At 72.0% G+C, this 25,639-nt stretch carries 25 protein-coding genes; 11 read left to right on the top strand and 14 right to left on the bottom strand.

Annotated features, from left to right (window positions below):
- Positions 1-13 precede the first annotated feature (13 nt).
- Positions 14-679, top strand: a complete 666-nt coding sequence (locus WME89_RS11160; protein ID WP_436626530.1) for an HNH endonuclease — start codon at positions 14-16, stop codon at positions 677-679.
- A 69-nt stretch (positions 680-748) separates the two neighbouring features.
- Here the strand turns inward: WME89_RS11160 and WME89_RS11155 are convergent, their stop codons facing one another.
- Complete coding sequence (locus WME89_RS11155) at positions 749-1,186, bottom strand: hypothetical protein (protein WP_438009184.1); 438 nt, start codon at positions 1,184-1,186, stop codon at positions 749-751.
- A 116-nt stretch (positions 1,187-1,302) separates the two neighbouring features.
- On the opposite strand from WME89_RS11155, the gene WME89_RS11150 reads away from it, so the two are divergent.
- A complete protein-coding gene (locus WME89_RS11150) occupies positions 1,303-1,974 on the top strand; it encodes an AgmX/PglI C-terminal domain-containing protein (protein WP_438009183.1) in 672 nt (223 codons plus the stop codon).
- Between the two features lie 28 nt (positions 1,975-2,002).
- On the top strand, positions 2,003-3,613 hold the full coding sequence (locus WME89_RS11145; RefSeq protein WP_438009182.1) for a hypothetical protein: 1,611 nt from the start codon (positions 2,003-2,005) through the stop codon (positions 3,611-3,613).
- Positions 3,614-3,991: 378 nt separating this feature from the next.
- Here WME89_RS11145 and WME89_RS11140 read toward each other — a convergent pair whose 3' ends face one another.
- The gene (locus tag WME89_RS11140; protein ID WP_438009181.1) at positions 3,992-4,372 is read right to left on the bottom strand and encodes a histone H1; all 381 of its coding nucleotides are present in this window, start codon (positions 4,370-4,372) and stop codon (positions 3,992-3,994) included.
- Between the two features lie 481 nt (positions 4,373-4,853).
- On the opposite strand from WME89_RS11140, the gene WME89_RS11135 reads away from it, so the two are divergent.
- The 3 genes from WME89_RS11135 (at position 4,854) to WME89_RS11125 (ending at position 7,762) form a co-directional block, all read left to right on the top strand.
- On the top strand, positions 4,854-5,678 hold the full coding sequence (locus WME89_RS11135) for an OmpA/MotB family protein (protein ID WP_061608688.1): 825 nt from the start codon (positions 4,854-4,856) through the stop codon (positions 5,676-5,678).
- 11 nt (positions 5,679-5,689) lie between these two features.
- Entirely contained in the window at positions 5,690-6,625 is a 936-nt protein-coding gene (locus tag WME89_RS11130) for a Ppx/GppA phosphatase family protein (protein WP_438009180.1), read from the top strand.
- A 630-nt stretch (positions 6,626-7,255) separates the two neighbouring features.
- A complete protein-coding gene (locus WME89_RS11125) occupies positions 7,256-7,762 on the top strand; it encodes a CarD family transcriptional regulator (protein WP_012234339.1) in 507 nt (168 codons plus the stop codon).
- 151 nt (positions 7,763-7,913) lie between these two features.
- Here WME89_RS11125 and WME89_RS11120 read toward each other — a convergent pair whose 3' ends face one another.
- Together WME89_RS11120 and WME89_RS11115 are read right to left on the bottom strand one after the other, a co-directional pair.
- Positions 7,914-8,426, bottom strand: a complete 513-nt coding sequence (locus WME89_RS11120; protein ID WP_438009179.1) for a hypothetical protein — start codon at positions 8,424-8,426, stop codon at positions 7,914-7,916.
- 84 nt (positions 8,427-8,510) lie between these two features.
- Complete coding sequence (locus WME89_RS11115) at positions 8,511-9,029, bottom strand: tRNA (cytidine(34)-2'-O)-methyltransferase (RefSeq protein WP_436626522.1); 519 nt, start codon at positions 9,027-9,029, stop codon at positions 8,511-8,513.
- A gap of 208 nt (positions 9,030-9,237) precedes the next feature.
- On the opposite strand from WME89_RS11115, the gene WME89_RS11110 reads away from it, so the two are divergent.
- Entirely contained in the window at positions 9,238-10,374 is a 1,137-nt protein-coding gene (locus tag WME89_RS11110) for a hypothetical protein (RefSeq protein WP_438009178.1), read from the top strand.
- Positions 10,375-10,467: 93 nt separating this feature from the next.
- On the opposite strand, the gene WME89_RS11105 is transcribed toward WME89_RS11110, so the two are convergent.
- From WME89_RS11105 to WME89_RS11095, 3 genes are read right to left on the bottom strand one after another with little or no spacing between them, the layout of a single operon-like run.
- Positions 10,468-10,887 (bottom strand): hypothetical protein, encoded by a 420-nt coding sequence (locus tag WME89_RS11105; protein WP_438009177.1) that lies wholly within the window; start codon positions 10,885-10,887, stop codon positions 10,468-10,470.
- Positions 10,884-11,708 carry a ribonuclease III gene (rnc, locus tag WME89_RS11100; RefSeq protein ID WP_438009176.1) on the bottom strand — a complete coding sequence of 275 codons (825 nt, stop codon included), beginning with the start codon at positions 11,706-11,708 and terminating at the stop codon, positions 10,884-10,886. The genes WME89_RS11105 and rnc overlap by 4 nt, the downstream gene beginning before the upstream one ends.
- 27 nt (positions 11,709-11,735) lie before the next feature.
- Positions 11,736-12,029 (bottom strand): 4a-hydroxytetrahydrobiopterin dehydratase, encoded by a 294-nt coding sequence (locus WME89_RS11095; RefSeq protein WP_437309106.1) that lies wholly within the window; start codon positions 12,027-12,029, stop codon positions 11,736-11,738.
- Between the two features lie 111 nt (positions 12,030-12,140).
- On the opposite strand from WME89_RS11095, the gene WME89_RS11090 reads away from it, so the two are divergent.
- The gene (locus tag WME89_RS11090; RefSeq protein WP_438009175.1) at positions 12,141-12,770 is read left to right on the top strand and encodes a hypothetical protein; all 630 of its coding nucleotides are present in this window, start codon (positions 12,141-12,143) and stop codon (positions 12,768-12,770) included.
- Between the two features lie 298 nt (positions 12,771-13,068).
- Positions 13,069-13,875 carry a hypothetical protein gene (locus WME89_RS11085; protein WP_438009174.1) on the top strand — a complete coding sequence of 269 codons (807 nt, stop codon included), beginning with the start codon at positions 13,069-13,071 and terminating at the stop codon, positions 13,873-13,875.
- 72 nt (positions 13,876-13,947) lie between these two features.
- Here WME89_RS11085 and WME89_RS11080 read toward each other — a convergent pair whose 3' ends face one another.
- The 4 genes from WME89_RS11080 to WME89_RS11065 all read right to left on the bottom strand — a co-directional run bounded on the left by WME89_RS11080 (position 13,948) and on the right by WME89_RS11065 (position 18,283).
- Positions 13,948-14,982 carry a peptidyl-prolyl cis-trans isomerase gene (locus tag WME89_RS11080; RefSeq protein ID WP_438009173.1) on the bottom strand — a complete coding sequence of 345 codons (1,035 nt, stop codon included), beginning with the start codon at positions 14,980-14,982 and terminating at the stop codon, positions 13,948-13,950.
- A 33-nt stretch (positions 14,983-15,015) separates the two neighbouring features.
- Positions 15,016-15,549: a hypothetical protein gene (locus WME89_RS11075; RefSeq protein WP_438009172.1), complete on the bottom strand. Its 534-nt coding sequence runs from the start codon at positions 15,547-15,549 to the stop codon at positions 15,016-15,018.
- 147 nt (positions 15,550-15,696) lie between these two features.
- Positions 15,697-17,064: a metallopeptidase family protein gene (locus WME89_RS11070; RefSeq protein ID WP_438009171.1), complete on the bottom strand. Its 1,368-nt coding sequence runs from the start codon at positions 17,062-17,064 to the stop codon at positions 15,697-15,699.
- An 88-nt stretch (positions 17,065-17,152) separates the two neighbouring features.
- Complete coding sequence (locus tag WME89_RS11065) at positions 17,153-18,283, bottom strand: hypothetical protein (RefSeq protein ID WP_438009170.1); 1,131 nt, start codon at positions 18,281-18,283, stop codon at positions 17,153-17,155.
- Between the two features lie 277 nt (positions 18,284-18,560).
- On the opposite strand from WME89_RS11065, the gene WME89_RS11060 reads away from it, so the two are divergent.
- Positions 18,561-19,943 carry a sigma-54-dependent transcriptional regulator gene (locus tag WME89_RS11060; RefSeq protein ID WP_438009169.1) on the top strand — a complete coding sequence of 461 codons (1,383 nt, stop codon included), beginning with the start codon at positions 18,561-18,563 and terminating at the stop codon, positions 19,941-19,943.
- A 257-nt stretch (positions 19,944-20,200) separates the two neighbouring features.
- Here WME89_RS11060 and WME89_RS11055 read toward each other — a convergent pair whose 3' ends face one another.
- Positions 20,201-23,014, bottom strand: a complete 2,814-nt coding sequence (locus WME89_RS11055; protein WP_438009168.1) for a tetratricopeptide repeat protein — start codon at positions 23,012-23,014, stop codon at positions 20,201-20,203.
- Between the two features lie 187 nt (positions 23,015-23,201).
- On the opposite strand from WME89_RS11055, the gene WME89_RS11050 reads away from it, so the two are divergent.
- A complete protein-coding gene (locus WME89_RS11050) occupies positions 23,202-24,017 on the top strand; it encodes an SDR family oxidoreductase (RefSeq protein ID WP_438009167.1) in 816 nt (271 codons plus the stop codon).
- Positions 24,018-24,081: 64 nt separating this feature from the next.
- Here WME89_RS11050 and hemH read toward each other — a convergent pair whose 3' ends face one another.
- Together hemH and WME89_RS11040 are read right to left on the bottom strand one after the other, a co-directional pair.
- Positions 24,082-24,984 carry a ferrochelatase gene (gene hemH / locus WME89_RS11045; RefSeq protein WP_438009166.1) on the bottom strand — a complete coding sequence of 301 codons (903 nt, stop codon included), beginning with the start codon at positions 24,982-24,984 and terminating at the stop codon, positions 24,082-24,084.
- Between the two features lie 80 nt (positions 24,985-25,064).
- Entirely contained in the window at positions 25,065-25,457 is a 393-nt protein-coding gene (locus WME89_RS11040) for a hypothetical protein (protein ID WP_438009165.1), read from the bottom strand.
- Between the last annotated feature and the right edge of the window lie 182 nt (positions 25,458-25,639).

The following is a 25,639-nucleotide window of genomic DNA, read 5'->3' as shown; positions in this document are numbered from 1 at the left end:
TACACTCGTCGACGTGCCGAACGGGGTAGAGACAGTCCCGGGGGGCGCTCCTCACGAGGAGCCCGATCTCGGCGACGGGTTTTCTGGGTTCCGCCGCGACCGCAAGGCCGAGCCGCTCGATCTCCCGGTCCTCGTGGTCAACCGCTTTTTTCAGCCTGTGCAGATCACGACGGCGCGCCGCGCCTTCCTGCTGCTCTTCGGCGGCGCGGCCCTCGCCATCGATGAGGCTGGCGACCTTCACGATTTCTCAGCCTGGCGGAGCTTGCCGGTGCGAGAGAAGGACGATGGTCTCTCGGTGGTCGGCGGCTCGCTCCGCGTACCGCGCGTCCTGCACCTCCGCCGCTACGACCGCATGCGGCGCCCGACGATCCGGCTCACGCGGAAGAACGTGATGCTCCGCGACGCGCACCAGTGCCAGTACTGCGCGCGCCGCCCGCCCGTCCGTGATCTCAACATCGACCACGTGCTCCCTCGGTCGCGCGGGGGCGAGGATTCCTGGGAGAACCTCGTGACCGCCTGCCGCACGTGCAATCTCCGCAAGGGCTGGCGCACGCCGGACGAGGCCAGCATGCGGCTCATCCGGCAGCCGCTGCCGCCGCGATGGTCGGCGACCATGCAGATCCTGCTCGGCTTGCCGCACCCGTTCGACGAGTGGAGCCCCTTCCTCAAGGCTGGCTGACGCCCCCGCGCCGGGCTCACCGCGGCGCCGCGCCCGGCCGCCGGCAGCCGATGTCGGCGAGGCGGGCGCTCACGGCGCCACGGTGAGCTTCCCCTGCTCGTCGCAGTACGCGACGCCTCTCCACCCCTCGTCGGTGCAGAGGAAGAAATCGATACAGCCGGTCCGGCACGCGGTCTCCGCGCACGTCTCGGCGGCCTCCGCCGGGCAGTCCGGCTGCTGCAGCGCGGGCGTGCAGCGCGACGCCTCGCCGGTGTGATCGAGCGTCACCACCTCGCAGCCGCCGTCCGGACCGCCGCCCGCGCCTGCATCGGAGGAGGGCTCTCCAGGTCGATCGCAGCGCGTGACCGCCGTCCATGCTCCCTGGACGCAGTCATGAAGGGCGCGGCACACGGGATCGTCGCAGGTCCCCCCCCGGCCGATCGGGCACCCTCCCTCCGGGATCTCCCCGCAGAGCTGCGGCTCGGCCACAGGATCGCAGCCTGCCGGCGCGAGGGCGGCGCCTGCCATGAAAAGCAGCGGGATCTTCAAGACAGCCCCAAGGAGAGCTCGGATTGTCGTCACGAGGGGGAGAAAAACGCAAGGCGCCTCGCCTCCGCTCAGCCGAACCGTTTACTATGCGCGCCATGCGTCCTTGCGCCACCGCCAGCGCCGTGTTCACCGGAGTCCTCCTCGCCGCGACCCTGTTCGCGGCCTGCTCGAGCGGCACCACGCCGCCTTCGCCGCCGGAGAGCGCATCGCCAGGCGCGCCGCCTCCGCCTGCGTCGCAGCCGACCGGCGCGACCGAGTCGCAGCCGAGCGCCGCCGCCGCGCCGGGCGCCGCCGATCAGGGCACCGCCGCGCCGGGCGCCGCCACCCCCGCGCAGCCGGCGGCGGGCCGCAAGAAGGCCCCGGAGACGGTCGAGGACTGCAAGGCGATCGCCTCCGAGATCACGAACGAGCCGCCGGACGGCGGGGTCGTGATGAACAACGCGATGACCTCCGCCGACGCAGGCTCGAGCGATCGCTTGCAGCCGCTCGTCGACGCGATCAAGGCGAGGCGCGACGGCTTCCGCTGCTGCTTCGACCTGTACGCGCGCAAGAACCCGGGCGCGCAGGGCAGGATCACCTGGCAGCTCAAGCTGAAGCCCGACGGGACCTTCGAGGACGCCACCATCGTGCGCGACAAGAGCGACGTGACCGCGCCGCAGGTGGAGTCCTGCATGGAGGAGCTCGCGAGGTCGATCACCTGGGCGCGCTCGCCGAGCGGCAAGGAGACCGTGCTGACCTACCCGTTCGATTTCAAGCGACGCAACTAGCAGCGCATCGCTGGCGAGGAGCACGTCTGTGTCGAGCGACGCTTCGGGGATCCTGCGCGGCTCGGGCTACCCCGGCCGCAACGCCTACGCCGAGCTGCTCCGCGACACGCGCGGCCTGCGGCGCGAGCAGCAGCAAGCCCGCGAGGCGTGGTTCGCGCGCCTCGCGGCGGACAAGAAGGAAGAGACGCTCTTCGAGCTCGAGATCCTCCTGAAGGGGGTCGCCTGCTTCGCCAACCCGCGGAACCACCCTGGCGCGGGGCGTCGCCAGACGATCGTCAGCCACGACTTCCACGAGCACCTGCAGCACGCCCGCGATGGCATGGCGCGCGTCGTTCAGCTGACGCGCACCATGCTCGGCGATCGCGACCGCGCCCTGGTCTTCCAGCGCTACCTCGAGACGGTGCTCCCGGAGGACACCGCGCGCACGCGCCTGCTCCACGCGACGATGGCGCAGGAGTCGCCGGAGTCGAGCCTGTTCGTGCTGCGGCACGGCTTCACGAACCTCATCGAGGTCGCCGGCGGCCTGCTCCGGCTGCCGCGGGTCAGCTTCAGGCTCTTCTACGCCCACCTCGCGACGGCGATGCGCGAGATCGCCCAGAGCACGTTCTTCAACCCGCTCCACGCGCTCGAGTTTCGCCCGGAGTTCGATCGCATCGCCTCGACGCAGGTGCTCGAGCTGATCCACCGCGTGCCCGGCGAGCACGCGCACCGCCTCGTGGCGCTCACGTTCCTCGCGCTCTTCAGGATGCTCCGATACCTCCGGCTGCTCGACGCGATCGCGCTCGATCACTCGGATCACCGCGTCGCCGGCCGCGCGTACCTGGTGCTCGCGGTCCTTCGCAGCGACGCGCGCGCGCTCTCGAACTACCTCCGCCGCCGCGCGGGCGCGCTGCTCGCGGACAGCTTCGAGCGCGATCTCCTGCGCGTGCCCGCGAGCGACATCGTCGCGCGCCACGACGAGCTCGCCGCCGAGGGCCACCGCCTCCTGTCCACGAAGGCCGCGCTGACCGGCCTCGCCGCGAACCTGCGGCTCGAGATGCGCCGCGCGTTCGAGCACGACCTCCCGCCCGCCGACGCGCTGGTGAGCGAGTCCGAGTACCGCGTCCGCCTCCGCGCCGTCTCGCACGGCCTCCGCCCCGCGCTGCAGAACGCGATCCTGTTCCTCGGCCGGTCGCTCGGCGCGAAGCTCGAGGAGGGCCGCGTCTTCGACGACCAAGCGGCGCGGCGGGCGACGAGCGATCGCCTCCGGCGCGACGTCTGGATGTTCGCCCAGATAGCGCGCGCGTTCGCCAGCAAGGCGCGCACCACCGGCCCAGCGCCCGATCGATGGACGGGCATCGCGAGCTTCGCGTTCGTGCGCGAGTTCCTCTCGTACTTCCGGGCGATGGGCTACCCGCTGCTCCGCGTGGGCGACTATCCCCGCGTCGACGCGTTCATCTCGGCGATGACGGCGCTCGAGGACAGCGATCTACTCGACCCCCAGCGGCTCGACGCCGCCATCCGCGAGTGCGAGGCGTTCTTCGAGTTCCTGATGAAGCTGTTCGAGCAGATCTCGAAGCGCGAGGACCTCGCCGGCGTCCCGTTCGATCGCAAGGGCGCCGCCCGCGCCCTCCGGCTCTACCTCGGCGAGCGCACCTGAGCGCCCTTCCGGGCGCGGCGCCGGCCCTCTCGGCGCCGCGCCGCAGCCCCATCGCGGGGGCAAGGCAGGCGCCAGCGCCGCTCGCAGCGCGCGAGGTCCGGCTGCGCCGAGCGAGCGCACGCGCGTCGCGCGGCGGTCCAGCGTCGCGTTGATCCAGCGCGGTGAGCCGCGCGCCTGGGCCGGCCACCGCGGTCCTCGCGCGGCGGCGCCGTCGCGGGGACGTCATCAACCCGCGCGCGTCATCGGCCTGGACCAGCGCGCCGGAGCCGCGGCGTGCTCACCCTCGAGCATGCTGTGGAACAGATTGTCTCTTCGCGGCCGGCGAGCCCGGGCGCGGCGCCTCACCTGTCGAGAGGCGCGAGGCGCGCCCTCTGCGCCTTATTCCGACTCGTCGGACGGCCCGGTGCTCGCGGGCGCCGGGGCCGGCGTGCTCTTGCGCGCGCCGCGGGTGCTCGCGCCCTTGGACGGCGCGCGCTTGGCAGCGGCCCGCCCGCCGCGCGGAGCGGCCGCCTTCTTCGGCGCAGCCGCCCGCTTGCCGGCGGCCTTCGCCTTGCGCTTCGGAGCCGCCTTCTTGGCGGCGGGCTTCTTGGCGGCGGCGCGCTTCGGCGTCTTCTTGGCGACGGCGCGCTTCGGGGCGGCCTTCTTCGCTGCCTTCCGCGCCGGCTTCTTCGCGACCTTACCGGCCTTCGCGGCGGCCGGCTTCTTGGCCGACTTCGTCACCTTCTTCGCAGGCTTCTTCGCGGTCTTCTTAGCAGCCATTGGAAATCCTCCTGCATTCGCCCCGGCCCGGCGGACATCGCTCGACGTCCTCGCCACTACAATTTCCTAACCGAGGCAACAGATGTTGCACGACGTATATTGCCACGCATGGTGATGGTCAAGGAAAATCTTGCAGGCCCTAAACCGATGTATCCCGTGTGTTCCAGGCAAACTGGTCCGCAAGCGTTGCGAGGGTAAACGCCGGATCAGGCCGTGGTGAAAGAACCAGACCGAACCGGGCGCCAGATTTTCGTTGACAACCTCCGGAATGTCTGTCTTGGCCCTCTGCGCTTCTTCCCGGCGATCGCGCGCCTGCACGGCGCGGCGGACAGCGCCGGAGAGCTCATGGTCGCATGGAGCACCAGCGTTGCGCAGGCTCTAGAGAGCCTTGTGCGGCGCCATTCGCCTCGCTACGGTCGCGCCGCCCGCGCGGCCGCCGCCCCTCATGGGTCGAGCGCCGCGCCGCTCTAGGAGGAAAGGTATGTTGGTTCGTCGCTCGACGTCGTGGTTGTTGCTGGGCGCAACGCTCCTTGCCGGCTCGGGGGCGCTCGGATGCGGCTACTCGGAGGAGGAGATGCAGGCGAAGGTCCGCGAGATCGAGGGCCTGAAGACCCAGCTGAGCGCCGAGCAGGCGCAGAACAAGAAGGCCAGGAGCGAGCTCGACGAGGCGGCGGCCCGGATCGAGCAGCTCAAGTCCCAGCTCAAGGCAGCGGGCGTGGACATCTCCAACCTGAACGCGAACCTCGAGCAGCAGGCCCGCGCGCTCGAGGACTTCCGCCGCCGCGCCCAGCAGCTCGAGGACATCAAGAAGCGCTTCGAGGTCCTGCGCGACAAGCTCCAGGCCCTGACGAAGCTCGGGCTCAACGTGACCGTCCGCAACAACCGGATGGTCATCCAGCTGCCCGGCGACGTCCTCTTCGACTCGGGCCGGGAGACGCTCAAGAAGGAAGGCCAGGACATCCTGCTCAAGGTGGCCGAGGTCATCCGCAACGACGCCGGGCTGTCGACGCGCTCGTTCCAGGTCGCCGGGCACACGGACAACGCGCCGCTGGCCGGCGGTCGGTTCAAGGACAACTGGGGGCTCAGCGTCATGCGCGCCCGCGAGGTGCTCGCCTTCCTGCTCCAGCCCCAGGACAAGGGGGGCGGCGGCCTCAAGCCCGAGCGGTGGAGCGCCTCCGGCTACGGGGATACCGACCCGGTGAAGGCCAACGACACCCCGGAGAACAAGCAGGCCAACCGGCGCTGCGAGCTCGTGGTGCTGCCGAACGTCGAGGAGATGCTCGACCTGAAGACGCTCACCCAGTAAGGCCTGCCAGCATGAGCGTCGCGGCCATCGACATCGGGACGAACTCGGTCCTCCTGCTCATCGCCGAGCGCCGCGGCGGTGAGCTCGTCGCGCTCGTCGAGCGCGCGACGATCACCCGGCTCGGCCAGGGGGTCGACGCGTCCCGCGCGCTCGCCCCCGAGGCCGTGGAGCGCACGCTCGCCTGCCTCGCCCGTTACGGCGAGGAGATCAGGTCTCGGGGGGTCGAGCGTGTGGATGCCGTCGGGACCAGCGCGATGCGCGACGCCGCCGGCGGCGAGGCCTTCATCGCCCGCGCCCGCGAGCTGATCGGCGTCGCCCCGCGCGTGATCTCCGGGCCGGAGGAGGCGGAGCTCACGTACGCCGGGGCGCTGACGGGGCTCGACCTGCCGGCCCACGGTCCCAGGATCGTGTTCGACGTGGGCGGCGGCAGCACGGAGATCATCGTCGGCGGCGCCGGCGGCGCGGTGGAGCAGGCGGTGAGCCTCGACGTCGGGAGCGTCCGGCTGACCGAGCGTCACATCCGCGCGGACCCACCGGTCGGCGCGGAGATCGAGGCCGTCCGCGCGGACGCCCGGGCCGCCCTGGCGACGGTGCCTGTCGCGCCCCTGCCCGCCGTGCCCACCCTGGTCGGCGTCGCGGGGACGGTGACGACCCTCGCCGCGCTCGTGCGCGACGTGGACCCCTACGACGGCGCCCGCGTTCACGGGGCGCGCGTATCCGGGGCAGAGGTCGTGGAGATCACGTCCCGGCTCGCGTCCCTGCCGCTCGCCGCGCGCAGACAGCTGCGAGCCCTGGATCCAGCGCGCGCCGACGTCATCGTGGCGGGCAGCGTGCTGATCGAGGAGATCCTCGCGTGGGCCTCGCGGCTCGCCGGAGCGCAAGTCGATCTCATCGCGTCGGACCGCGGCGTGCGCTGGGGGCTGGCCGAGCGCCTCTGCGACGCCTGAGCCCCCTCCCTCCCCGAGCGCCTGTTGAAGCAGGGACGGACAGAACGGCTACCGTGCCGTTGTGTCCGTCATATTTTTACATCATCCCACCCAGGTCAGGTCCGCCACCTCTCCCGGAGAGGCCTGCTCTGCCCTAAGCTAGGCGGGTGGGCCGGCGTGCATCTACGCTGATGCCTCCACTGGTACACACTGTGACCCCGCCCGATCCTGAGAAAAAAGCAGAATGATCACGCGAGCATGGGTCAACCTCGGGGATTTTCGTTGACGTATCTGGGCGGGCTCACTAGAGTGCGCGCGCCTGGCGCAAACCGGCCCTTTTTCGAGAGGGCCGTTCCCCCAACCTCAATCCCTTCCGCCCGGAACCGTCCGCTTCTACCGCTGCTGCTCAAGATTCCACTGTGCACGCCCGAGCACCGACCCCTCGCGGGTCATGGTGGTGGTGCTCGCGCCTCTTCCCGCACAGCGGTCTCGAGTTGCGGCTCATGGCTCTTTTCTCGGAATGCGCGACGGTGTGTGTCGGTTCTGCGGGTCCAGGTTCAACCGCATGTTCAACGTACGCTTCCCGGAGAGGATTTCGGGAAGCAGACGAAAAAATAAAGAGACGGCGGGGTGGAAGGCAAAGGAGACGATATGCAGGCTCGTTCGGAGATCCAGTTCAAGGTGGGCGACAAAGCCGTCTACCCGGCCCAGGGCGTGGCCGAGGTGGTCAACATCGAGGAGAAGGACATCGCTGGCAACCGTCAGCGATTCTACGTTCTCCGCATCTTGGACACGGATCGAAAGATCATGGTTCCAGTCAGCAACGCGAGCGCGGTCGGCCTTCGCCAGGTCATCTCTGAACAGGAAATCAGGGAAATCTTTGATATTCTCCGCGAGCGCACCATCGCGTTCGACAACCAGACGTGGAACCGCCGTTACCGCGGGTTCATGGACAAGATCAAGACGGGCTCGATTTACGACGTCGCGGAGGTGCTCCGCGATCTGTATCGCTTGAAGACGGACAAGCAACTCTCGTTCGGTGAGCGCCGCATGCTTGACACCGCCCGGACGCTGATCGTCAAGGAGATCGCGATCGCCCGGGGCCAGACGGAAGAGCAGGTGAAGACCGAGATCGAGGCGATCTTTCTCGCCAACTGAGGCGTTACCTCATGGTTAGCGGCCCCTGAGGCCGCTGCCGATGGAGGCCGGCACCGCCGGCCTCCGGGCTTTTGTGGGTCCGAGCTTCCGAGACCCAGCCCGGGGTCCGCGGCTCCGAGGGCTTGGCCAGCGCCGCCGTGGCCAGGCTCGTTCAGAGCTCGCTGCCCGGCCGCTTCTGCACGGGAGGGAGCGGGGGCAACGCCAGATCGACACGCCACCCGGCATCCTCGTACACGCAGGGGACCTGGACGCGCTCCCCCGGGAGCAGGCCGGCGACATCCACCAGGGCGTGCGCGCCGGCGATCTGGGCGACGTAGCGCTGCGGCTCGAAGCGCAGGAGGAAACGGGACGGCGTGATCATCGCCTCCGGGGCGATCGCCTTGCCGGTCGCGGCGCTGTAGCGCTGCGCGCGCGACGCCAGGTTGTCCCGCGCGCGCCGGGACAGGAGCTCGAAGGCGACCTTGGCGTCGGCCGGATCGCCGTGCAGCTGGCGCAGGCGCGCGACGAGCTCCTTGACGGCGCCGTCGGGCGTGCCGCTCGGAGGGCGCCGGCTGCATCCGACCGACGCGAGCGCCGCGAGCGAGAGCGCGAGCGCCACGCCGGCCCAGGCCGGGCGCGCGGCCGCGGGTCCGCCGTGTCGCGCGCGATGCCGGTGCGTGGCCATGCCTCCGTCCCTTAGAACGAGCCCTCGCCGGCGTCCACAGCGCGCGGCCTCCTCCTCCGCCGGATGCCGCGGGGCATCGCGCGGTCACGCCGGCGCTGCACCCGAGAGCGCGCCCACCTGGCGGAGCGCCTCGTACAGGACGATGGACACCGCGTTGGCGAGGTTGAGGGAGCGCACGGGACCCAGCGTGGGGATGCCGAAGACGTCGTCCGGCATGCGGGCGAGGAGGTCGGGGTCGAGGCCGACGCTCTCCTTGCCGAAGACCAGGGCGTCGCCCGGCCGGAAGTCCGCGTCGAGGTAGCTCCGCGACGCCACTGCGCTGAACAGACGCAGCCGCGCGTTCGGGTGCCGGTGGCGGAAGTGGGCGATGTCGAGGTGCTGCTCGAGCGTCACCAGGTGCCAGTAGTCGAGCCCCGCCCGGCGGACGCTCCGCTCGTCGATGCGGAACCCCAGCCTCCCGAGCAGGTGCAAGGGGCTCTGCGTCGCCGCCGCGAGCCGCGCGATGTTGCCTGTATTCTGCGGGATCTCGGGCTCCACCAGCACGATCCGGAACGGCGGATCGAGCGGGGCCGCGCGGAGCCGGGGGCGACCGTCTTTGAGCACGCCCCCTCTTTCCGCGACGCGCCCGGCGCTGCAACCCCCGAGCGGGGGGATCGTCCGCGCGGCCTGGCTGATGGCCAGCGCACCGCCGCCTCGTCGGGCAGCCGGCCCACGCGGAGCGCGCAAAACGTGATCGGAACCGGCGGAGGCGCCTCTGCCCGCTTGACGGCTGTACGAGCGGACACGTAGCCTCCCGCCTCGGAGACACTGAATGCGCGCATCGTGCTGGATCGCCTCGGCAATTGCCCTCGCAGGGGTGGCCTCGTCCTCGCTGGCGGCCGCCGACACCATGGATCCGGCGCTCGCGCGCCTCGTGCGCGACCCGGCCTCGATCGCCGGCGCCGTGCCCTGCCGCATCACCGGGCCGGAGAACGGTCTCTATTACAACCCCGCGTCGCGCTATCAGCGCTGCCAGACCGACGACGCTGCGTTCGCGAAGCTCATCGCGCAGTACGGCTTCGCGGTCGCGCCGTCGGCGATGCACTCGGCGCGGACCACGGGATACGGCGGGTTCGAGATCGGCATCGAGGCCGACTACACGAAGATTGACAGCGACGCGGACTACTGGCAGCGCGGCACGCAGGGTCCGCAAGATCCAACGACCGGGGACTTCTCCATCGAGAACCGGACCCCGGACTCCTTCCTGCAGCACTACTCGCTCAAGGTGCGCAAGGGCTTCCCGTTCGGGTTCGAGCTCACCGGCGCCGTCGGGTTCCTCGCCAACACCAACCTCGTCAGCGGGGGCGCCGACGTGCGCTGGGCGCTGTTCGAGGGGTTCCGCAGAGGGATCCCCGCGATCTTCCCGGAGGTGGCCGTCGGCGGCAGCGTCCGGACGGTCACCGGCACCGAGGAGTTCCAGCTGACGGTCGCCGGCTTCGACGCGCAGATCTCGAAGCCTCTGCCGATCGGCGGCACGGTGGTCGTCACCCCCTACGCCGGGTACCAGTGGCTCCGGATCTTCGGCGACTCGGGGCTGATCGATCTCACCCCGAACACCGATGCCGTGAGCTACTGCAATTTCCGCGGGTTGAACTCGCCGGCGAACCCCGTGGAGGGACAGAGCGGCGAGACGCTCCCCCACGACGGCCAGCCGGTGTGCTCGGGCGGCTCCCAGGCCGACTTCAACAACACCGTCGTGTTCGACGCCGTGCGGATGACGCGCCACCGGCTCCACTTCGGCGCGCAGCTGCGGTTCCAGATGGTCAAGCTCGGCGCGCACTTCATCACCGACGTCGTGAGCCCCGAGGAGGCGAACCAGGACGCGGACAACCAGATCAACGGCGAGAACAAGTTCGCCGGGATGGGGTCCCAGTGGACCCTCGCGATCGATCTCGGCGCCGTGTTCTGAGGCGGGGAGCGCCGGGGCGCGCGGCACGCGCCTCCGGCGCTGGCCCGCATCGACCGGCGCGCACCGGAGGCCTTCGCGGCCTCGCCGGTCGCCTCAGCGCTTCGAGCTCAGATCGGGCAGCGCGTAGCCGAGCTCGGCGAGGAGGGCGCGGAACGCGCGGTCCTCGTTCCGGGCCACGGTGAGGTGCTCCATGAACTTCTTGAAGTTGCCCTGCGCGGCGGCGTCGGCGGCGCGCTCGCTGTTCTCGAGCACGAGCAGGAGGTGCGGGTGCGCCTTGGTGACGGAGGCAGGGCACTCCATCTTGCTCGCCACCTTGGCGCGCGCCTCGGCGAGCGCGTGCACCACCATGATGAGCTCCTTGTCGTGCGTCCGCGGCAGGAGCATGTCGCCTTCCCTGCGCGCCTCGTCGAGGAGCAAGCTCGCCCTGTCCAGGTAGCTCCCGGCCCAGGCGGGCAGCGCGACGAAGAGCGAGCAGAGCGCGAAGGTGAAGGCAATCAACAGGTGACGGATCATCGACTGGGTCCTCGGTCGTTCACGGGTCGCTGGGAGGATGCCCCGCCGGCCGGCGGGGCGCCTCTGCTTTCGGGCGCGCCTTCGAGGGGCTCGGCGGCCGCCCGTTCATCGGATGCGGTCGCGGGCTCCGGCGCCGCGCACGCCACGAGCGCGGCGCGCGCGGCCGCCTGCTCCGCGAGCTTCTTCGATCGGCCCCGGCCGGTGCCGATGACCTTGCCATCGACCTCGACGGCGACGAGGAACGCGCGGTCATGGTCCGGGCCCTCCGTGCCCATCAGCCGGTAGCGCGGCGAGGCCGCGCCGCGCGCCTGCACGCGCTCCTGCAGCTCGCTCTTCGCGTCGCGCCCGAGCATGCTGCCGCTCGCGAGCTGGGCGAGCGGGCTCGCGACGATCTTCCGGCTCAGCGCTCGCGCGCTCTCGAAGCCGCGATCCAGGTACAGGGCGGCGACGAGCGCCTCGGTGGCGTCGGCGAGCACGTTCGTCTGATCGCGCTCCCCGGCGACCTCCGCGCCGCGCCCGACCCGGAGCGCCGCGCCGAGCTCGACCCCTCGCGCCCACGCCGCGAGCGCGTCCGTGTTGACCAGCGCCGAGCGCATCATCGAGAGTTCCCCCTCGCGCGCCCCCGGAAAGCGCTCCATGAGGAGCTCCGTCACGCACAGGCCGAGCACCGCGTCCCCCAGGAACTCGAGGCGCTGGTTGTCGACACGCCGGCCGCCTCGCTGCTCGTTCGAGAAGCTCGGGTGTGTCAGCGCCTCCTCGAGGTGCGGCAGGTCCCCCTCCAGCCCCAGATCCAGACGCTGCAGCAGCTCGCTCGGGAGCATTGTCAGGACCTTGCCCACGGCGCGGGGTCAGCCTGCGTTGAGGCGGTCGGTCAGCCCGGCCAGCTCGAGGTCAAGCGCGGTCAGGCCGCCGGCGTCATGCGTGGACCACGCGACGCGCACCTTGCCCCACGACAGCGCGATGTCCGGGTGGTGATCGCGCCGCTCGGCCAGGAGGGCGACCCGCATCACGAAGCCCACACAGGTCCCGTAATCTGGAAAAGAATAGCTCCGCTCAATCCGCTCGCCCGCTCGCACCCAGCCGGGGTGAGCAGCGATGAACCCGGCGATCTCGTCGTCCGGGAGCCGATCACGCTTGCCCATGGGGAGCAACTATGAGCTAAGCCCCGCCCCGGTGGAACCCCGGAATGAGGCTCCCGACGGCGCGCGCCGCTCGCCGCGCGCCCGTCCGCCGTGCGCTATCCTCCCGCCGCGATGACCGGGCTCACCGCCTGCCCTTTTTGCCGGGAGATGTTCGAGGCGAAGGAGGCACATACGTGCCCCGCCTGCGGCCTCCGGCTGGAGGCGCTCTCGAAGCTGCCTCCCTCGTACGACGCGCTCCTCGAGGAGCCTGACGAGCCGCTCCCGCCGCACATGGAGCCGCTCCCGTGGACCTACGCCGGTCGCGGCAGGGGGCCTTTGCTCGCGCTCGCGGTCCTCGGGCTCGCGGCGTTCTTCGCGCCCTGGGTCCACGAGACGGCGCCCGAGCTCCGCGATCTCAGCGGCTTCGGGCTCGCGCGCAGGCTCGGGTGGACGTGGGCCCCCGCGGTCGCGTTCTTCGTGATGATCCCGCTCGTGCTGACGCGGCGATCCATCCACACGATGCGCGGCGCCCGCGTGGCCGTCGCGTTCCTCGCCGCGGTCGCCCTCACCACCGTCGCGATGCGCCTGCTGTTCACGCCGGCAAGCTCGCTGCTCCGTCCGGTCCGCTTCACGTGGGGCTACGGGCTCTACGCGACCGGGGCGATCGCGCTCCTCGCGTTGATCGCCGCTGCGTTCTTCGGAGGCAAGGTCGACGACCTGCCCACGGGACAGCAGCGGCGGGGAGACGAGGTGCTGCACTGATCGCGCCGTCTCCGTCGGCCGATGGCCGTCCTCCGGCGTCGCGCAGCGATCTGATCCACGGGCGGCGACGATCCACGATCCGCGAGGACGAAGCACCGCGTCCAGCGCGCGGGACGCCAGCGCGCTGCGCACTGGACGCGCTGCGCGCCGAAGGAACCGACGAACGATGAACGATCAACGATGAACGGCAGGGCGATGAGGACGATGAGCGCGCTCAGGGGCATCTCGGGTCGACAGGCCCGCTGGTGCGACGTAACCTTGGTAGGAGTGGCCTTTGTCCGCTGCTCGGAGGTGCGCCATGGCCCGGAGATCTGCCAGCGTACGCCGTGAGCTCGTGCGGGATGACGAGGCGTTCGACGTTCCCGCAGCGGTCCTCTGCGCTTGCTGCGGCCAGCCGGATTGCGCCGGGTGCGCCGCGGCGAGCGACGAGGGGTCGGGGGTCGTCGCGATCATCCCGTGGGAGCGCCCGTTCGGCGGCGTCTGGTCGCGGCTCTGGGCCACCTCGAAGGCCACCACGCTGGGGGCCGAGACATTCTTCGCGACCATACCCGACGGCGCGCTCCCGGCGGCCATGCGGTTCGCCCTGCTGGCGGAGACGCTCGCGATCCTCTCGATGGTCGTCGCCCTCCTGCCGTTCATCGCGCTCGCGCTGCCGAGCCTGACGCTGGAGCTCGCCCGGAACCCGGTCGCGCGCGCGAGCGCCCTCCAGTGGCTCGCGATCGGCATTCCAGCGCTCACCGTGTGGATGGTGCTCGCGCACGCGGTGCACGGGGCCGCCCTCGAGCTCGGCGCACGCCGCCAGGGCGCGCGGCCGGAGCGCCGGCGCGCGCTCCGCTTCGGCCTCTACGCATGCGGCTGGGATCTCATGGCCGGCCCGCTCGGCGCGCTGGTCATGCTCATCACGGGCGGCATCAAGGGCGCCGAGCAGATCGTGTCGGCGTCGCTCCGGGTACCGGGCAGGGCCTCCACGGCGCTGCTCCTCGGCGTCTACGCCCTCTCCCCCGACGCGGCCGAGCGCGCTCGCCGCGCTGGAAGCATCGCCGCGCTCGCGGTCACCATCGCCTCCGGCTTCGCCGCCGTCGCGCTCGTCGTCGCGCTCAGCTGACGTCGCGCCTGACGCCGCGACCGTCGATGGGCAGCGGCGACCTGACCGCGTCAGAGCCGGCGGGCGCCGGCCTCAGCGCATGTCCTGGCGCGGCACGGGCGAAGGCGGGGGCGCGCCCGGGCGACGGCTGCTCGCGAGGGTGCCCGGGCGCCTCAGGGGCTGGAGATCGCCCGTCGAGGTGATGTCGATGAGGTCGACGAGCTCGGGCGCATGACCCGATACGTCCTGCGCCCGCAGGCGCTCGAGGAGCTGCTTCACCTGCGCCTCTGCCTTGCCGTGCGCGAGGATCTGGCGGATGGACGCGGCCTCCTGCTCCAGCGAGCGGCTCACGGGCCTCCGGCTCTGCCGCCGCCACAGCACGGCGAAGCGGTCGCCCTCCGGCACCGGCTCGGGCACGAGCTCCGCGTCCTTCACGCGGGCGGCAGCCTCCATGAGCCCCGGAGCGATCTTCAGCCCCGGCTCGGCCGTCGTGCCGTCGGGCGCCACGAAGCCGAGATCGCCGCCGCGCATGCTGGTCGCCTTGTCGAGCGATCTCTCGCGCGCGATGTCCTTGAAGCGCTGGGGCGACGGGTCCTTCTTGAGCTCGGCCAGGATCGCCTCGGCCTCCTCGCGCGTGGCCACGAGGATGCGCCAGAGCGCCACCATGGGCGGCGCGCTGAACTTGTCCCGGTTCGCCTCGTAGTAAGCGCGGACCTCGTCGTCCGTCACCGGGGAGCTCGCCACCGCCTCCGCCTGGGTCCTCTGCAGCAGCGCGGCGCGCAGGACGCCGCGGATGCGATCCTGCACGTCGGCGCGCTCGGTGAGCTTCTGCGCGGCCGCCCCCTGGGCGAGGAGCAGCTCGCGCACGAGGACCTGGCTCACGAAGTTCTTCCGGATCTCCTCCGGCGTGCGGCCGAAGCTCTGGAGCTGAAACGGCGGGATCTGCGCGATCCTGCGCCCGACCTCCGATGCCGTGATGACCTTGTCGCCGACGCGCGCCACCACCGCGTCCGCAGCGGCCGCGGCCGCCGGCTGGGCCTCAGCGCGGAGCGACAGGCCGGCCGACGCCGCGCACACGACCACCGTCGTGGCAGCGGCGATGAGGAGCTTCACCGTTCTCGCGCGCATCGGAGCGGGTTATCCCCGCGCCGGCAGGCAAGGTCAAGCCGCGCCGCGGCGCGCGGCCTCGGCAGAAGCGCCGCCCTGGTCCCCTCGCTCGCCGCCCCGCAGCACCCCCGCCTTCCGCAGCGCGTGCGCGTCGAGCCCGACGAAGCGGTATACGTCCGCGGAGAAGCCGTAGGCGCGGTGGAGGTGCCTCAGGCCCTCCACGAGCTCGGCGGTCACCTCGACTGGAGGCGGGGGTGGGTACGCCTTACGGATCGAGGCGAGCGGCTCGCCCAGCTCGAGGAGCTCCTCGACGCGCGACAGCACGTCGATCGGCTTGAGCGCTCGCTTGCCGCGCCGCGCGACGCCTTCGGCCAGCTCCGTGAGCAGGCGCCGGCGGCGGCGCTCGGTACGTCCGTCGCCGGCGCGGCCCCCGCCGCCCAGGAGCAGCTCGTTGAACCGACGCGCGGCCCGGCGCTTCTCGACCGCATCCGGACTTCCCCGGCGGTTCTGCGCATCACCGCCCCGCTTGGCTGGACGTGGCGCCTTGGTGGACCCGGCCGTGGTGGCCGGCGAGCTCTTCGTCTTCACGATCCTCGGCAGGAGCACAGCGGCGCTCGAGGAGCCGGTATTCCCCGGCACATCTTCTGGCTGTCGACGCAGTATAGACAGCTCATCCTCCGGCTTCGAAGAAAGCGGCGGCCGCACGGTCGCGCTCGCGCCTCGCGGCGCCGGACCTCAGCGTCCGCCCTCACACCACGCGAGCGCTGTCGCGACGGCCGCGATCAACCAGGCCGGCCACGTTGCCCGAACGAAGCCGCCGAGATCCGACAGGGCGCCGCGCCGCGCGCGCCGCAAGGCTTCGGCGTGCCCGATCCGGCGCCGCTGCTCGCGCTCGATGTGCTCGTGCTCCTCGTCGTCGAGCGGATCGCTCCCGGCGAGGTGGTGCAGGTGGTGGGTCACCTCGTGATCGATGGTCTCGACGATCTCCGCGTCGACGTCGAACCCGGGATCTTCGCGGGCCTCCGTTCGAAACGTCCGATAGAAGATCCGGATCTCCGGGGGACGGGCGATCCCGAGCTCGTCCGCGGGCGTCCCGGGCGTGTAGCAGCCGAGCAGCGGCTCGCCTCCGTCGTCGCAGGCCGGCACCCCCGCGTCGATGAAGAGGTCGATGTTCCGCACGCCGCGCGCCTCGTAGACGCGCTCGGCCGCCGCGCGGACGCGCGCCTCGAAAGCGTCGAGATCCGGAAAGGCGCCCCCGGCGCCCGCCGTGGCCCCCGGCGCCGCGGGACCGTCCGGGTCGGCTCCGTGAGCTCGGAGCGGCGCGCGCTCGAGCTCTCGCTCGAGAGGCACGTCGAGGTCGTTGCGGGCGCCGCAGCCCTGACAGCGGTGGACCGCGACGAGCCGCGCGGGGTAACGCGCCTCGTGGTAGAGGTCGACGATCGCCGCCCACGCCTCGTCTGGCGCCCTGGCGAGCGCGTCGGCGATCACCGGGGCGCGCCGCTCCCGGCCCAGCGCCGCGATCCCCATGGCCGCTACCAGCGACGGCGTGATCCGGAGCGCGCCGGCGGCGGGCAGGCGGAGCAGCGGCAGCGCCTCGTCGACGGTCCGCTCCACGAGCCGCACGCCGCGACAGACGGCGCGGCCCACGCGCAGCGCAGGGATCGGGTGCGAGGCGTGGAAGTCGAACGGGCGATCGAGCTCGGGATCGTCGAGCTCGCCGTCGGTGAACGGGCCGATCTCCAGCAGGCTCGACGGGGCCACCTCGAACGGGGCGCCGCAGTTCTCGCATGTGTATGTGCCAGGCTCCTCCGGGACGACGCCTGCGAACGCGAGGAGCGCGCGCAGGACATGGGCGTCGGGGAGCGGGAGGCCGAGCGGATCCAGCGGCGCGCCGCGCGCATCCGCCAGGACCGACGGGCCCGCGAGGACCTGCACGTCGCGGGCGCACCTGCCGACCACGGCGTGCCCGTCGCCGCCGCGGCCTTCGGCAGCCCCGAAGACGGCCGGCGCGTGGGCGCGGGCGGCGGCATCCGACAGGCGCACCACGCTGCCGGAGGGGAGGTGGACCTGCGCGGGGAGGAGGCGTTGCGCGGAGCTCGGCATCGCTCGGCGGCCTATAAGGGAGCGTGCGCGCGTCTTCCAGCGCGGCGCGGCCTCGTCTGGGCTCTTGCCCCGCCGCCGCGCGCGGTCGTCAGGGCTCCTCGGGGCTCGACGAGCCGCCAGAGGTGCCGTCGTCGGCCGGAGCGGGCGAGCTCCACGCGTCGCGATCCCTGTCGGTGCCGGAGGACTCGCGCGGCGCGCGACCGCCGTCGATGCCGGCGGCGCTGGCGAGCTCGGCCGCGACAGCGGCGGAGAGCGAGCCTCCGCTGAGCGGAGACACCCGCGCGACGGTCGACGTGGGCGACGGCGCCGAGGACACGCGGTCGCGGCGGCGACCTCGCCCGATCACCGGCGCACGCTCGCCGTCGCCCGCTGGATCGGGCGCGGCGGCGCCTTCACGGTGCAGGGTCGCGCGGAGCTGCATGCGCCCGAGCGACAGGCTCGCGGCGCTGGCAGGCGGCACGCTCGACGAAGGCTCCGCGCCGAGCGGCATGCCTTTCCCGAAATCGAGGTACCGGGTGAGGGCCAGCGCATAGATGAGCTTGCGCACGGTCGGCTCGGACGCGACCCCGGACCTGATGAGCGCCGCGAGCGTGGGTGCGGAGCTCTGGAGCATGTCGATCACGGCGAGCTCGCCCTCGCCGAGGCCGAAGCGACCCGGCTCGAGGGCAGGGTGCACGCGGAGCGGCACCCCCTCGATCCGCTCGAGGGTCCGCTCGAGCCGCGTCGAGCGCTCGCCGTGCTCGCGCATCCCCGCCCAGAGGAGCGCGAGGGGATCGACCCTCGCGGGATCGCCGCCCCAGTCGGCCAGCACGTCCAGGCCGTCGAAGTAGCGGTACCTGGTCTCGGGGGGCAGCTCGAAGAGGTGCACTATCCGCCGCACGAACTGGACCTGGGCGAGCCAGTCGAGCGTCGCGGCGTCGAGGTACCCCGAGAGCAGGAGCACGTCGCCCAGGAGGCCCCTCGTCGCGAGCGCATCCGCCAGGACCTCGGCGGTGATCAATCCCTCCTCGAGCAGGAGCTCACCGAACCGCGCGTAGCCGTCGCTCGGGCGGACCTTGACCGGGAACCCGCGGACGATCCGCACCGTGTGCTGGGCGCCCGTGGGCTCCAGCAGGATGAGCGCGCCGGTCAGCCGGTGCTCGACGGCATAGACAAAGAGATGAGCGAACGGCGTGCGCTCCAGATCTCCTTCCGCCGTCGCGGGACCGTCGGCAGACATTCTACGCCAAGCTACCATAGCGCCCGCGCGCCGGAGCCCCTTTCTCCACGCGTCTCCCACGCATGGGTGCGCCGAGACGGCGCTGACGTCGCGCTGTCACGAGGCGGCGGGCGCCATGAGAGGCCGCATCGGCTCGTTGCCATCGTTTGTTGCCCCTGCCGACGCCAGCCCGACGCATTCGCATCGGCCACCGGGTCCGCGCCTCGACGTCTGGCGAGGAGGCGCGGCCCGCGGTCAGCGGCCTCCGCCGCGGCGGTTCCGCGCTACGGTGGCAGACATGCCGCGCGGACATGTGCTGGTGCTCGACGACGAGCGGGCGATCTTGACGACCCTGCAGAAGGCCCTGTCGCTCGAGGGCTACACGGTCGACGTCGCCGGCGGCGTCGGGGTGGCCGAGGAGAAGCTCGCGAAGCGGAGCTACGACATCGCGCTCTTCGACGTCTCGCTGCCCGACGGCGACGGCGTCGAGCTGCTGCAGCGGATACGCACCGCTGGGTCGGAGCTGCCGGTCGTGATGATGAGCGGTCATGCGACCATCGACGCCGCCGTCCGGGCGACGCGGCTCGGCGCGATCGATTTCCTGGAGAAGCCGCTCTCGACCGACCGGCTGCTGCTCGTGCTCGACAACACCCTGCGCCTCGTCCGGGCCGAGGCCGAGGCGAAGGCGCTCCGGACGCAGACCGGCCAGGTAGGTGAGCTCATCGGGGAGAGCCGGGCGATGCTCGATCTGCGCGAGCAGATCGCGCGCGCGGCGAAGGCGACCGCGACGGTGTTCGTGACGGGCGAGCGCGGCACCGGCAAGGAGCTGGTCGCGCGCGCGATCCACGGCGCGTCGAAGCGGGCGCGCGGGCCGCTGGAGAAGATGAACTGCGCCGCGGTCCCGAGCGAGCTCATCGAGAGCGAGATGTTCGGCCACGAGGCGGGCGCGTTCACGGGCGCGACGAAGCAGCGACGGGGGAAGTTCGAGCGCGCGAGCGGCGGCACGCTGTTCCTCGACGAGGTCGGGGACATGCCGCTCGCGATGCAGGCGAAGCTGCTCCGGGTGCTGCAGGAGCGGGAGATCGAGCGCGTGGGCGGGAACGAGACGATCAAGGTCGACGTGCGCGTCGTGGCGGCGACGAACCGCGACATCGAGGCGGCGTGCCGCGAGGGGCAGTTCCGGCCGGACCTGTACGATCGGCTGAACGTGCTGCCGCTGTCGCTGCCGCCGCTCCGCGCGCGGCGCGAGGACGTACCGCTGCTGGCGCGGCACTTCCTCGCGCTCGCGACGCAGGCGAACGACCGGCCCGGGATGGCGTTCACGAGCGGCGGGATGGGGATGCTCGTCGCGTACAGCTTTCCGGGCAACGTGCGCGAGCTGCGCAACATCATCGAGCGGCTGGTGATCTTGACGCCGGACGAGACCATCGACGAGGGCGACGTGAAGGTGTGCCTCGGGGGGCAGCAGGCCGCGATGAAGGGAGGGATCTTCCGGCCGGGCGTGCCGTTCCGGGTGCTCGCCGAGGAGGCGGAGCGGACCATCCTGGAGGAGGCGCTCGGCCACCACGGAGGTCAGATGGCCGCGACGGCGCGGGGGCTCGGGCTCGAGCGGAGCCACCTCTACAAGAAGTGCAAGGCGCTCGGGCTGCGCGGGGACAAGGTGGAGGCCGAGGACGAGTAGCCGAGGCCTGGCACCGATCGAGGTGCCATAAGGTCTCGGGGGCTCCACGTCTCAGGCGCGCCTTGTGTGGCGCGCAACGAAACGTCCCAGGCGGCAATGCCCGAAGGGAGACATGCCGGGCGGTGGTGCATGCGCAAGCTCCCCCGTCCCAGCCTCGGCGGATGGCCGAGCGCCCACCCGCGCCCTGCCGCGCGGAGACCCCCTCCGGCGCGTGCAGCCGGGATGTCCGCCCTCCCCCTCCCCGTCGCCCCTCGCCGTCAGTCCGGCATCGCCCGCGGCGCCGGCGGCGACGCGCCCTTCATCGCCTTCTGGTACGCCAGCGCCTGCTTCGCGTAGTCGTCCCGCTTCATCTTCGCGTACGCCTTGGCGAGCTCCCCGTAGATCTCCGCCGCGTCCCCGGGCCTCGGCCCGGATAGCAGCGCGCTGTTCAGCTCGTAGATGGCCGACACGTGCCGCCCCGTGCGCGCCAGCGCCCGCGCGTAGAGCCGGTGGATCTCCGGGTTCGCCACGTCGACGAAGATCGCGCTCTCGCCGACCTTTCGCGCCTCCTCCCACGCGCCACGCTCCACGAGCAGCCGGAGGAGCCGCCGCCAGACCCGGCGGTCGTGCTGATCGAGCAGCGCCAGCCGGCGCAGCGCCGACAGCTCGCCCGCCGCGTCCTTCTGCCGGCGCGCGAGGTCGTAGAGCCCCTGGAGCGGCTCGGCCTGCGAGGGATCCAGGCGGGACGCCGCCTCGAGGTTCGCCTTCATCCTCGCCGCGTCCTTCTTCAGCTCGGCGAGGTCGGCGAGCTTCATCCGCACGACGTAGCCGTCGTGGCCGTCGGCGACCATCTTGCTCAGCAGCCTCGCCGCCTCGTCGGGCTTCTTCTCGGCGAACGCCGCCCGCACCTTGAGGTAGGCCGCGTCGGGCTGCTTCGGGTCGACCCGGAGCGCCTCGGCGAGCACCGCCTCGCCCTCCTGCCGCTGCCCGTCCTCGAACAGCGCGAGCGCGAGCTCGACCAGCCGCTTCGCGTCCTTCGGGGCGCGCGCCGCCGCCTTGCGCGCGTCGTCGAGCGGCGGCGCGTGCAGATCGGGGACGTACTGCTTCTCGTAGCGGTCGAGGCGCGGCTTCAGCCACGCGCGGAAGCGCCGATCCAGCTCGTCGGCGCTGATGCCGAGCGACTCCTTCACGACCTCCGGCGTCCGCTTGCCCGCGGCCCACCGGGGCAGCATCGAGACCACCTTCGGGAAGCCGAACTCGTCCACCATGAAGACGACGATCTGGCTCGCCGCGAAGTAGGCCATCGTGACGTCCTCGATGTCGTCGACGTGCGTGAAGGCCCGGTTGAACCCCTCGACCGCCGGGATCCTCCCGCCCTTCAGCGCGGCGAACAGCGCCGGATCCTCCTCACGGTGCCACTCCGGCCGCCGCACGATCGTCTCGTACTCGCTGAGCCCCTCGGTGAACCAGCGCGGGACGTGGTTCTTCGAGAGCTGGATCGCGAAGACGTGCCCGAGCTCGTGCCACAGCACGTTCCCCCAGTTGAACTCCGCCGCCGCCGGGCTCAGCGCCGCCAGCGTCTGGCCGAAGCAGACGCCCTGGATGCCCACGTTGGGCAGGCCGCTCGTCCTGACGCTGAAGTTCTCCGTCGACGCGTACAGCTCGATCGAGACCGGGACCTTCGGCGTGAAGCCGTAACGCTTCACCATCGAGCCCCACGCCTCATCGAGCATGCGCGGCACGTACCGCTCGAGGATCGGCTTCTCCTGCTTGTGGTAACGGACGCGGAACGTCTGCCCCTCCACGGTCACGTACTGGGTGGAGATGTCCTTCTCGTAGAGGTTCAGCGTGTTGAAGACCCGCACGTTGAAGCGGTCCTTGTCCCACGCCTTCTGGAGCGCGAGCACGCCGTTCTTCTCGTCGCCGGCGCGGATCAGGTTCATCCCGAGCGTGGCGTACGCCTTGGCGTCGTTCGGATCGACCTGCGTCGCCGCCTCCATCATCTTGATGATGTCGTCGTAGCGGTGCTCCCACTCCGCGAACTCGCCGACGATCTGGAAGAAGCGCGAGAACTCCGGGTTGAGCCCGAGCACCTTCGCCCTGAGCGCGTCGAAGCCGGCCGCGTCGTCGGCGAGGAAGCGGGCCGCCGCCTTGATCGAGAGCAGCTCCAGGTCGTTCGGGTTGACCTTGAGCCCGCGGTCCGCCGCTGCGTCCGCGGCGTCGATGTCCATGTCGCGGAGCGCGAGCCCGGCGCGCACGAAGTAGGCCTCGGCGAGGTTCGGGTTCACGGCGAGCGCCTGCGCGATCTCGCTGTCGGCGTCGCCGAAGTCCATCGTGCTGTCCAGCGTGACGCGCGCCATCGCGACGCGGACCAGCGGGTCCTTCGGGGCGAGCTTGAGCGCCTCCTTCACCACCTGCCCGGCGTGGCCGGGGTCGTACTTGTCGAGGAAAAGCTCGGCTCGCCAGAGCAACGTCTCCACCCGCTGCTTGCCGCCGACCTTCTCGGCCGCGTTGAACGCGTCGTTCGCGTCGCGCGCGCTCCGGAGCAGGTGCGCCGCGCGCCCCACGAGGGACAGCCCCTCCGGGTCGCTCGCGGTGATCTTGTCGTCGTTGTAGTCGTCGATGATCGTCATCAGCGGCGCGCGCGCCTCGCCCCGCTTGCCCGACTGGATCAGGAGCTCGCCGAGCACGAGCCGCGCGCGGCGGGCCTCGTCCTCCCGCTCGACCTCGCGCGCCGCCGCGATCGCCTCGGCCATCTTCCCGCGGCGCGCGAGCGCCTCGGCCCGGAGCGGCGCGGCGGCGATCCTCGCCTCCTTGCCGAGCGCGGCGGCCGCCTTCGCCGTCTTCGCGGCCTCGTCGTAGCGGCCCGTGAGCAGCTCGATCCGCGCCTTCGCGAGCTGCGCCGCGGCGCGCTCCGCCCCGCCCTGGATCGAGAGGAGCACCTTCTCTGCGCCCGCGTAATCGCCTTGCGCGAGCAGCGCCTCGGCGCGCGCGAGCGAGGACGGCGGCTCGGCGGAAGCGGGAGCCTGGACCGCGAAGGCGGCGGCCACGAGGAGAGCGGCGAGAGAGCGGCGGATCGAGTGGCTTCGCATGACACCCCGTGCGCGAGCGTACGCAACCATACGTGACCGTACTTGCCCACGTGACGTACGTGGGCACAGCGGCGCCCGGTCGAGCCGGGCAAGGCAATCCTAGCCGAGCGAGGAAGGGCCGAGCATGAGCGAGCGCCCAGGGGCGCGCCAGCGCTCGCTCGCGCGCGGTCGTGGTATGCGGGAGGCCATGGCAAGCCGGCTCGCAGGGCAGGTCGTTCTCATCACGGGCGCGTCGTCGGGCATCGGCGAGGCGCTCGCCCGGGAGGTCGCCCGGCGCGGCGGCCGCCTCGTCCTCGCGGCACGGCGGACCGAGCGGCTCGAGGCGCTCGCGGCGGAGCTCGGTGCGTCCGGCGGCGAGGCGCTCGCCACCCCGTGCGACGTCACGCGCGACGGCGACGTGGAGCGGGCTGTCGAAAAGGCCCGCGAGGCGTTCGGTCGCCTCGACATCGCCATCGCGAACGCGGGGTTCGGCGTGGCGGGCCGGGTCGAGGAGCTCTCGCTCGACGACTTCCGGCGGCAGTTCGAGACCAACGTCTTCGGCGCGCTGCGCACCGTGAAGGCCGCGCTGCCGGAGCTGAAGCGATCGCGCGGCGGCGTCGCGCTCATCGGCAGCGCGAGCGGCTACCTCGCGTTTCCCACCATGGGCGCCTACTCCATGAGCAAGTTCGCGGTGCGCGCCCTCGCCGAGACGCTGCGCGGCGAGCTCCACGGCGACGGCGTCGCGGTGACGCACGTCGCTCCTGGGTTCGTGGCGAGCGAGATCCGCCGGATCGACAACGCGGGCAAGCTGCGCGACGGCGCCCGGGAGCCGGTGCCTCCCTGGCTCATCATGCCGACGTCGAAGGCGGCGCGGCAGATCATGGACGCCATCGTCGCGCGCCGCGCCGAGGCCGTCATCACCGGGCACGCGAAGCTCGGGGTGTCGCTCTCGAGGCACGCGCCCGGGCTCGTCCAGGCGGCCGTGTCGAGGCTTGCGCGCAGGCCCAGCGGCGCGGGTCGCTGAGCCGGCCGCCTGCGGCGCGGGTCGTGGAGCCGGCCGCCTGCGACGCGGCCGTCGCCGCGCCCACCTAGGGCGCGGCCGTCCCGAGCTCGCGGCGGACGAGCGCCTCCAGGGCGTCGATGAAGCGCGGCCGCGTGTTGACGGCCGGCGTCCGCTCCAGCCGCGCGAGGCCCGCGTCCCGCGCGAGGACATGCGCCTCCACGTCGAGATCGTAGAGCGTCTCGACGTGGTCCGCGACGAAGCCGATCGGCGCGATCAGCGCCTCGCGCGCGCCGCCCGCGGCGAGCCGCTCGAACGTCGACCGGAGATCCGGCCCGAGCCACGCGTCGCCGGTCATCCCCTGGCTCTGGAACGCGACGAGCACCGGGTTCCCCCGCGGCGCGACGCGGCGCTCGACCTCGGCGGCCATCGCGCGGAACTGGCGCTCGTACGGGTCACCCGCGTCGATGATCCGCTGCGGGAGGCTGTGGGCCGAGAGGATCACCGCCACCTTCGCCCGGACCTCCTCGGGGAAGCGCGCGAGCGCCTCGTCGATCACCTCGACGAACGCGTCGAGCAGCGCCGGCTCCAGCCCCCACGCTGGCACGCACCGGACCTCCATGCCGTCTTGCCTCCCGGCCGCCTCGCGCACCACGGCGTGGTAGACGTCGACGGACTGCGGCGCGAGCGGCAGCGAGATGACGCACCGCACGCCGCGCTCGTGGAGGGCGCCGAGGACCTCCGCCGGGTACGGGTGCCAGAGCCGCCCCGAGATCGCGACAGGGAGACCGAGCCGCTCGGCGAGCGCATCCGCCTGGGCCTGCGTGATCCGCAGGAGCGGCGAGCCGCCGATCGTCTGGAAGCGGCGCCGCACCTCCTCGATCAGCTCCGGCGGGGCGGGCCGACCGCGGCGGATGTTCGAGAGGAAGGCGGGCAGGTCATCGAGCCGCTCGACGGTACCGTGGCAGCTGAGGAGGACGGCGGTGGTCACGGCGCCACTCTACAACGCCTCCGCGCAAAGCAGCGCCGCCCTCGCCTGCGCACAGGGGCGCGACGCCGAGCGACGCCGGCTCACTCCGCGTCCCAGACGACCGCGATCCGGTCATGGACGATGAGGCCGTTTTTCTTGCGGGCGAGGTGCTGGGCGACGACCCGATCGCCCGCGGCGTAGACCCGCACCTCCATGAACGCCAGCCCGTCGTCGGTCTCGATACCGTCCAGGATCTCCGTCGAATCGAGCTGTCGCGCCCACCCCGAGACCGGATCGTGGAAGAGGTCGTTCTTGAGCCGCTCCATGATCGCGTGCCTTCCGCTGGTGACGCTGGGATGGGCCGGAGGATTGCGGCTGCTCATCTCCTCGATCACCGCGTCCTCGGCGTAGATCCGGGAGAGCGCCTCGATATCCCTCCCCTTCAGGGCGCGGTCGATCTCCGCGAGCAGTCCATCGCCCCCCCGCTGCGCCAAAGGTCGCGTCCGCGCCGAGCCTTCCATACATGGTTGCATGGGACGCAGCGGTGCGCGCGTCGAGCCCGGGGCCGACGGCACCCACGGCGCCAGTACAAAGAAACCGAGCTCTGCAGGCTGCTCTCCTCTGTCCCCCCGCGATCGTCCGGCCGGCGGCGTCCCGCCGCGATCGCGCGGCCGGC

This window comes from Sorangium sp. So ce321, assembly GCF_051530195.1.
In the GTDB taxonomy this organism is placed as follows: domain Bacteria; phylum Myxococcota_A; class Polyangia; order Polyangiales; family Polyangiaceae; genus Sorangium.
The sequence above is the reverse complement of the archived record's forward strand: the minus strand, read 5'-3'. Positions and strand labels throughout refer to the sequence as shown.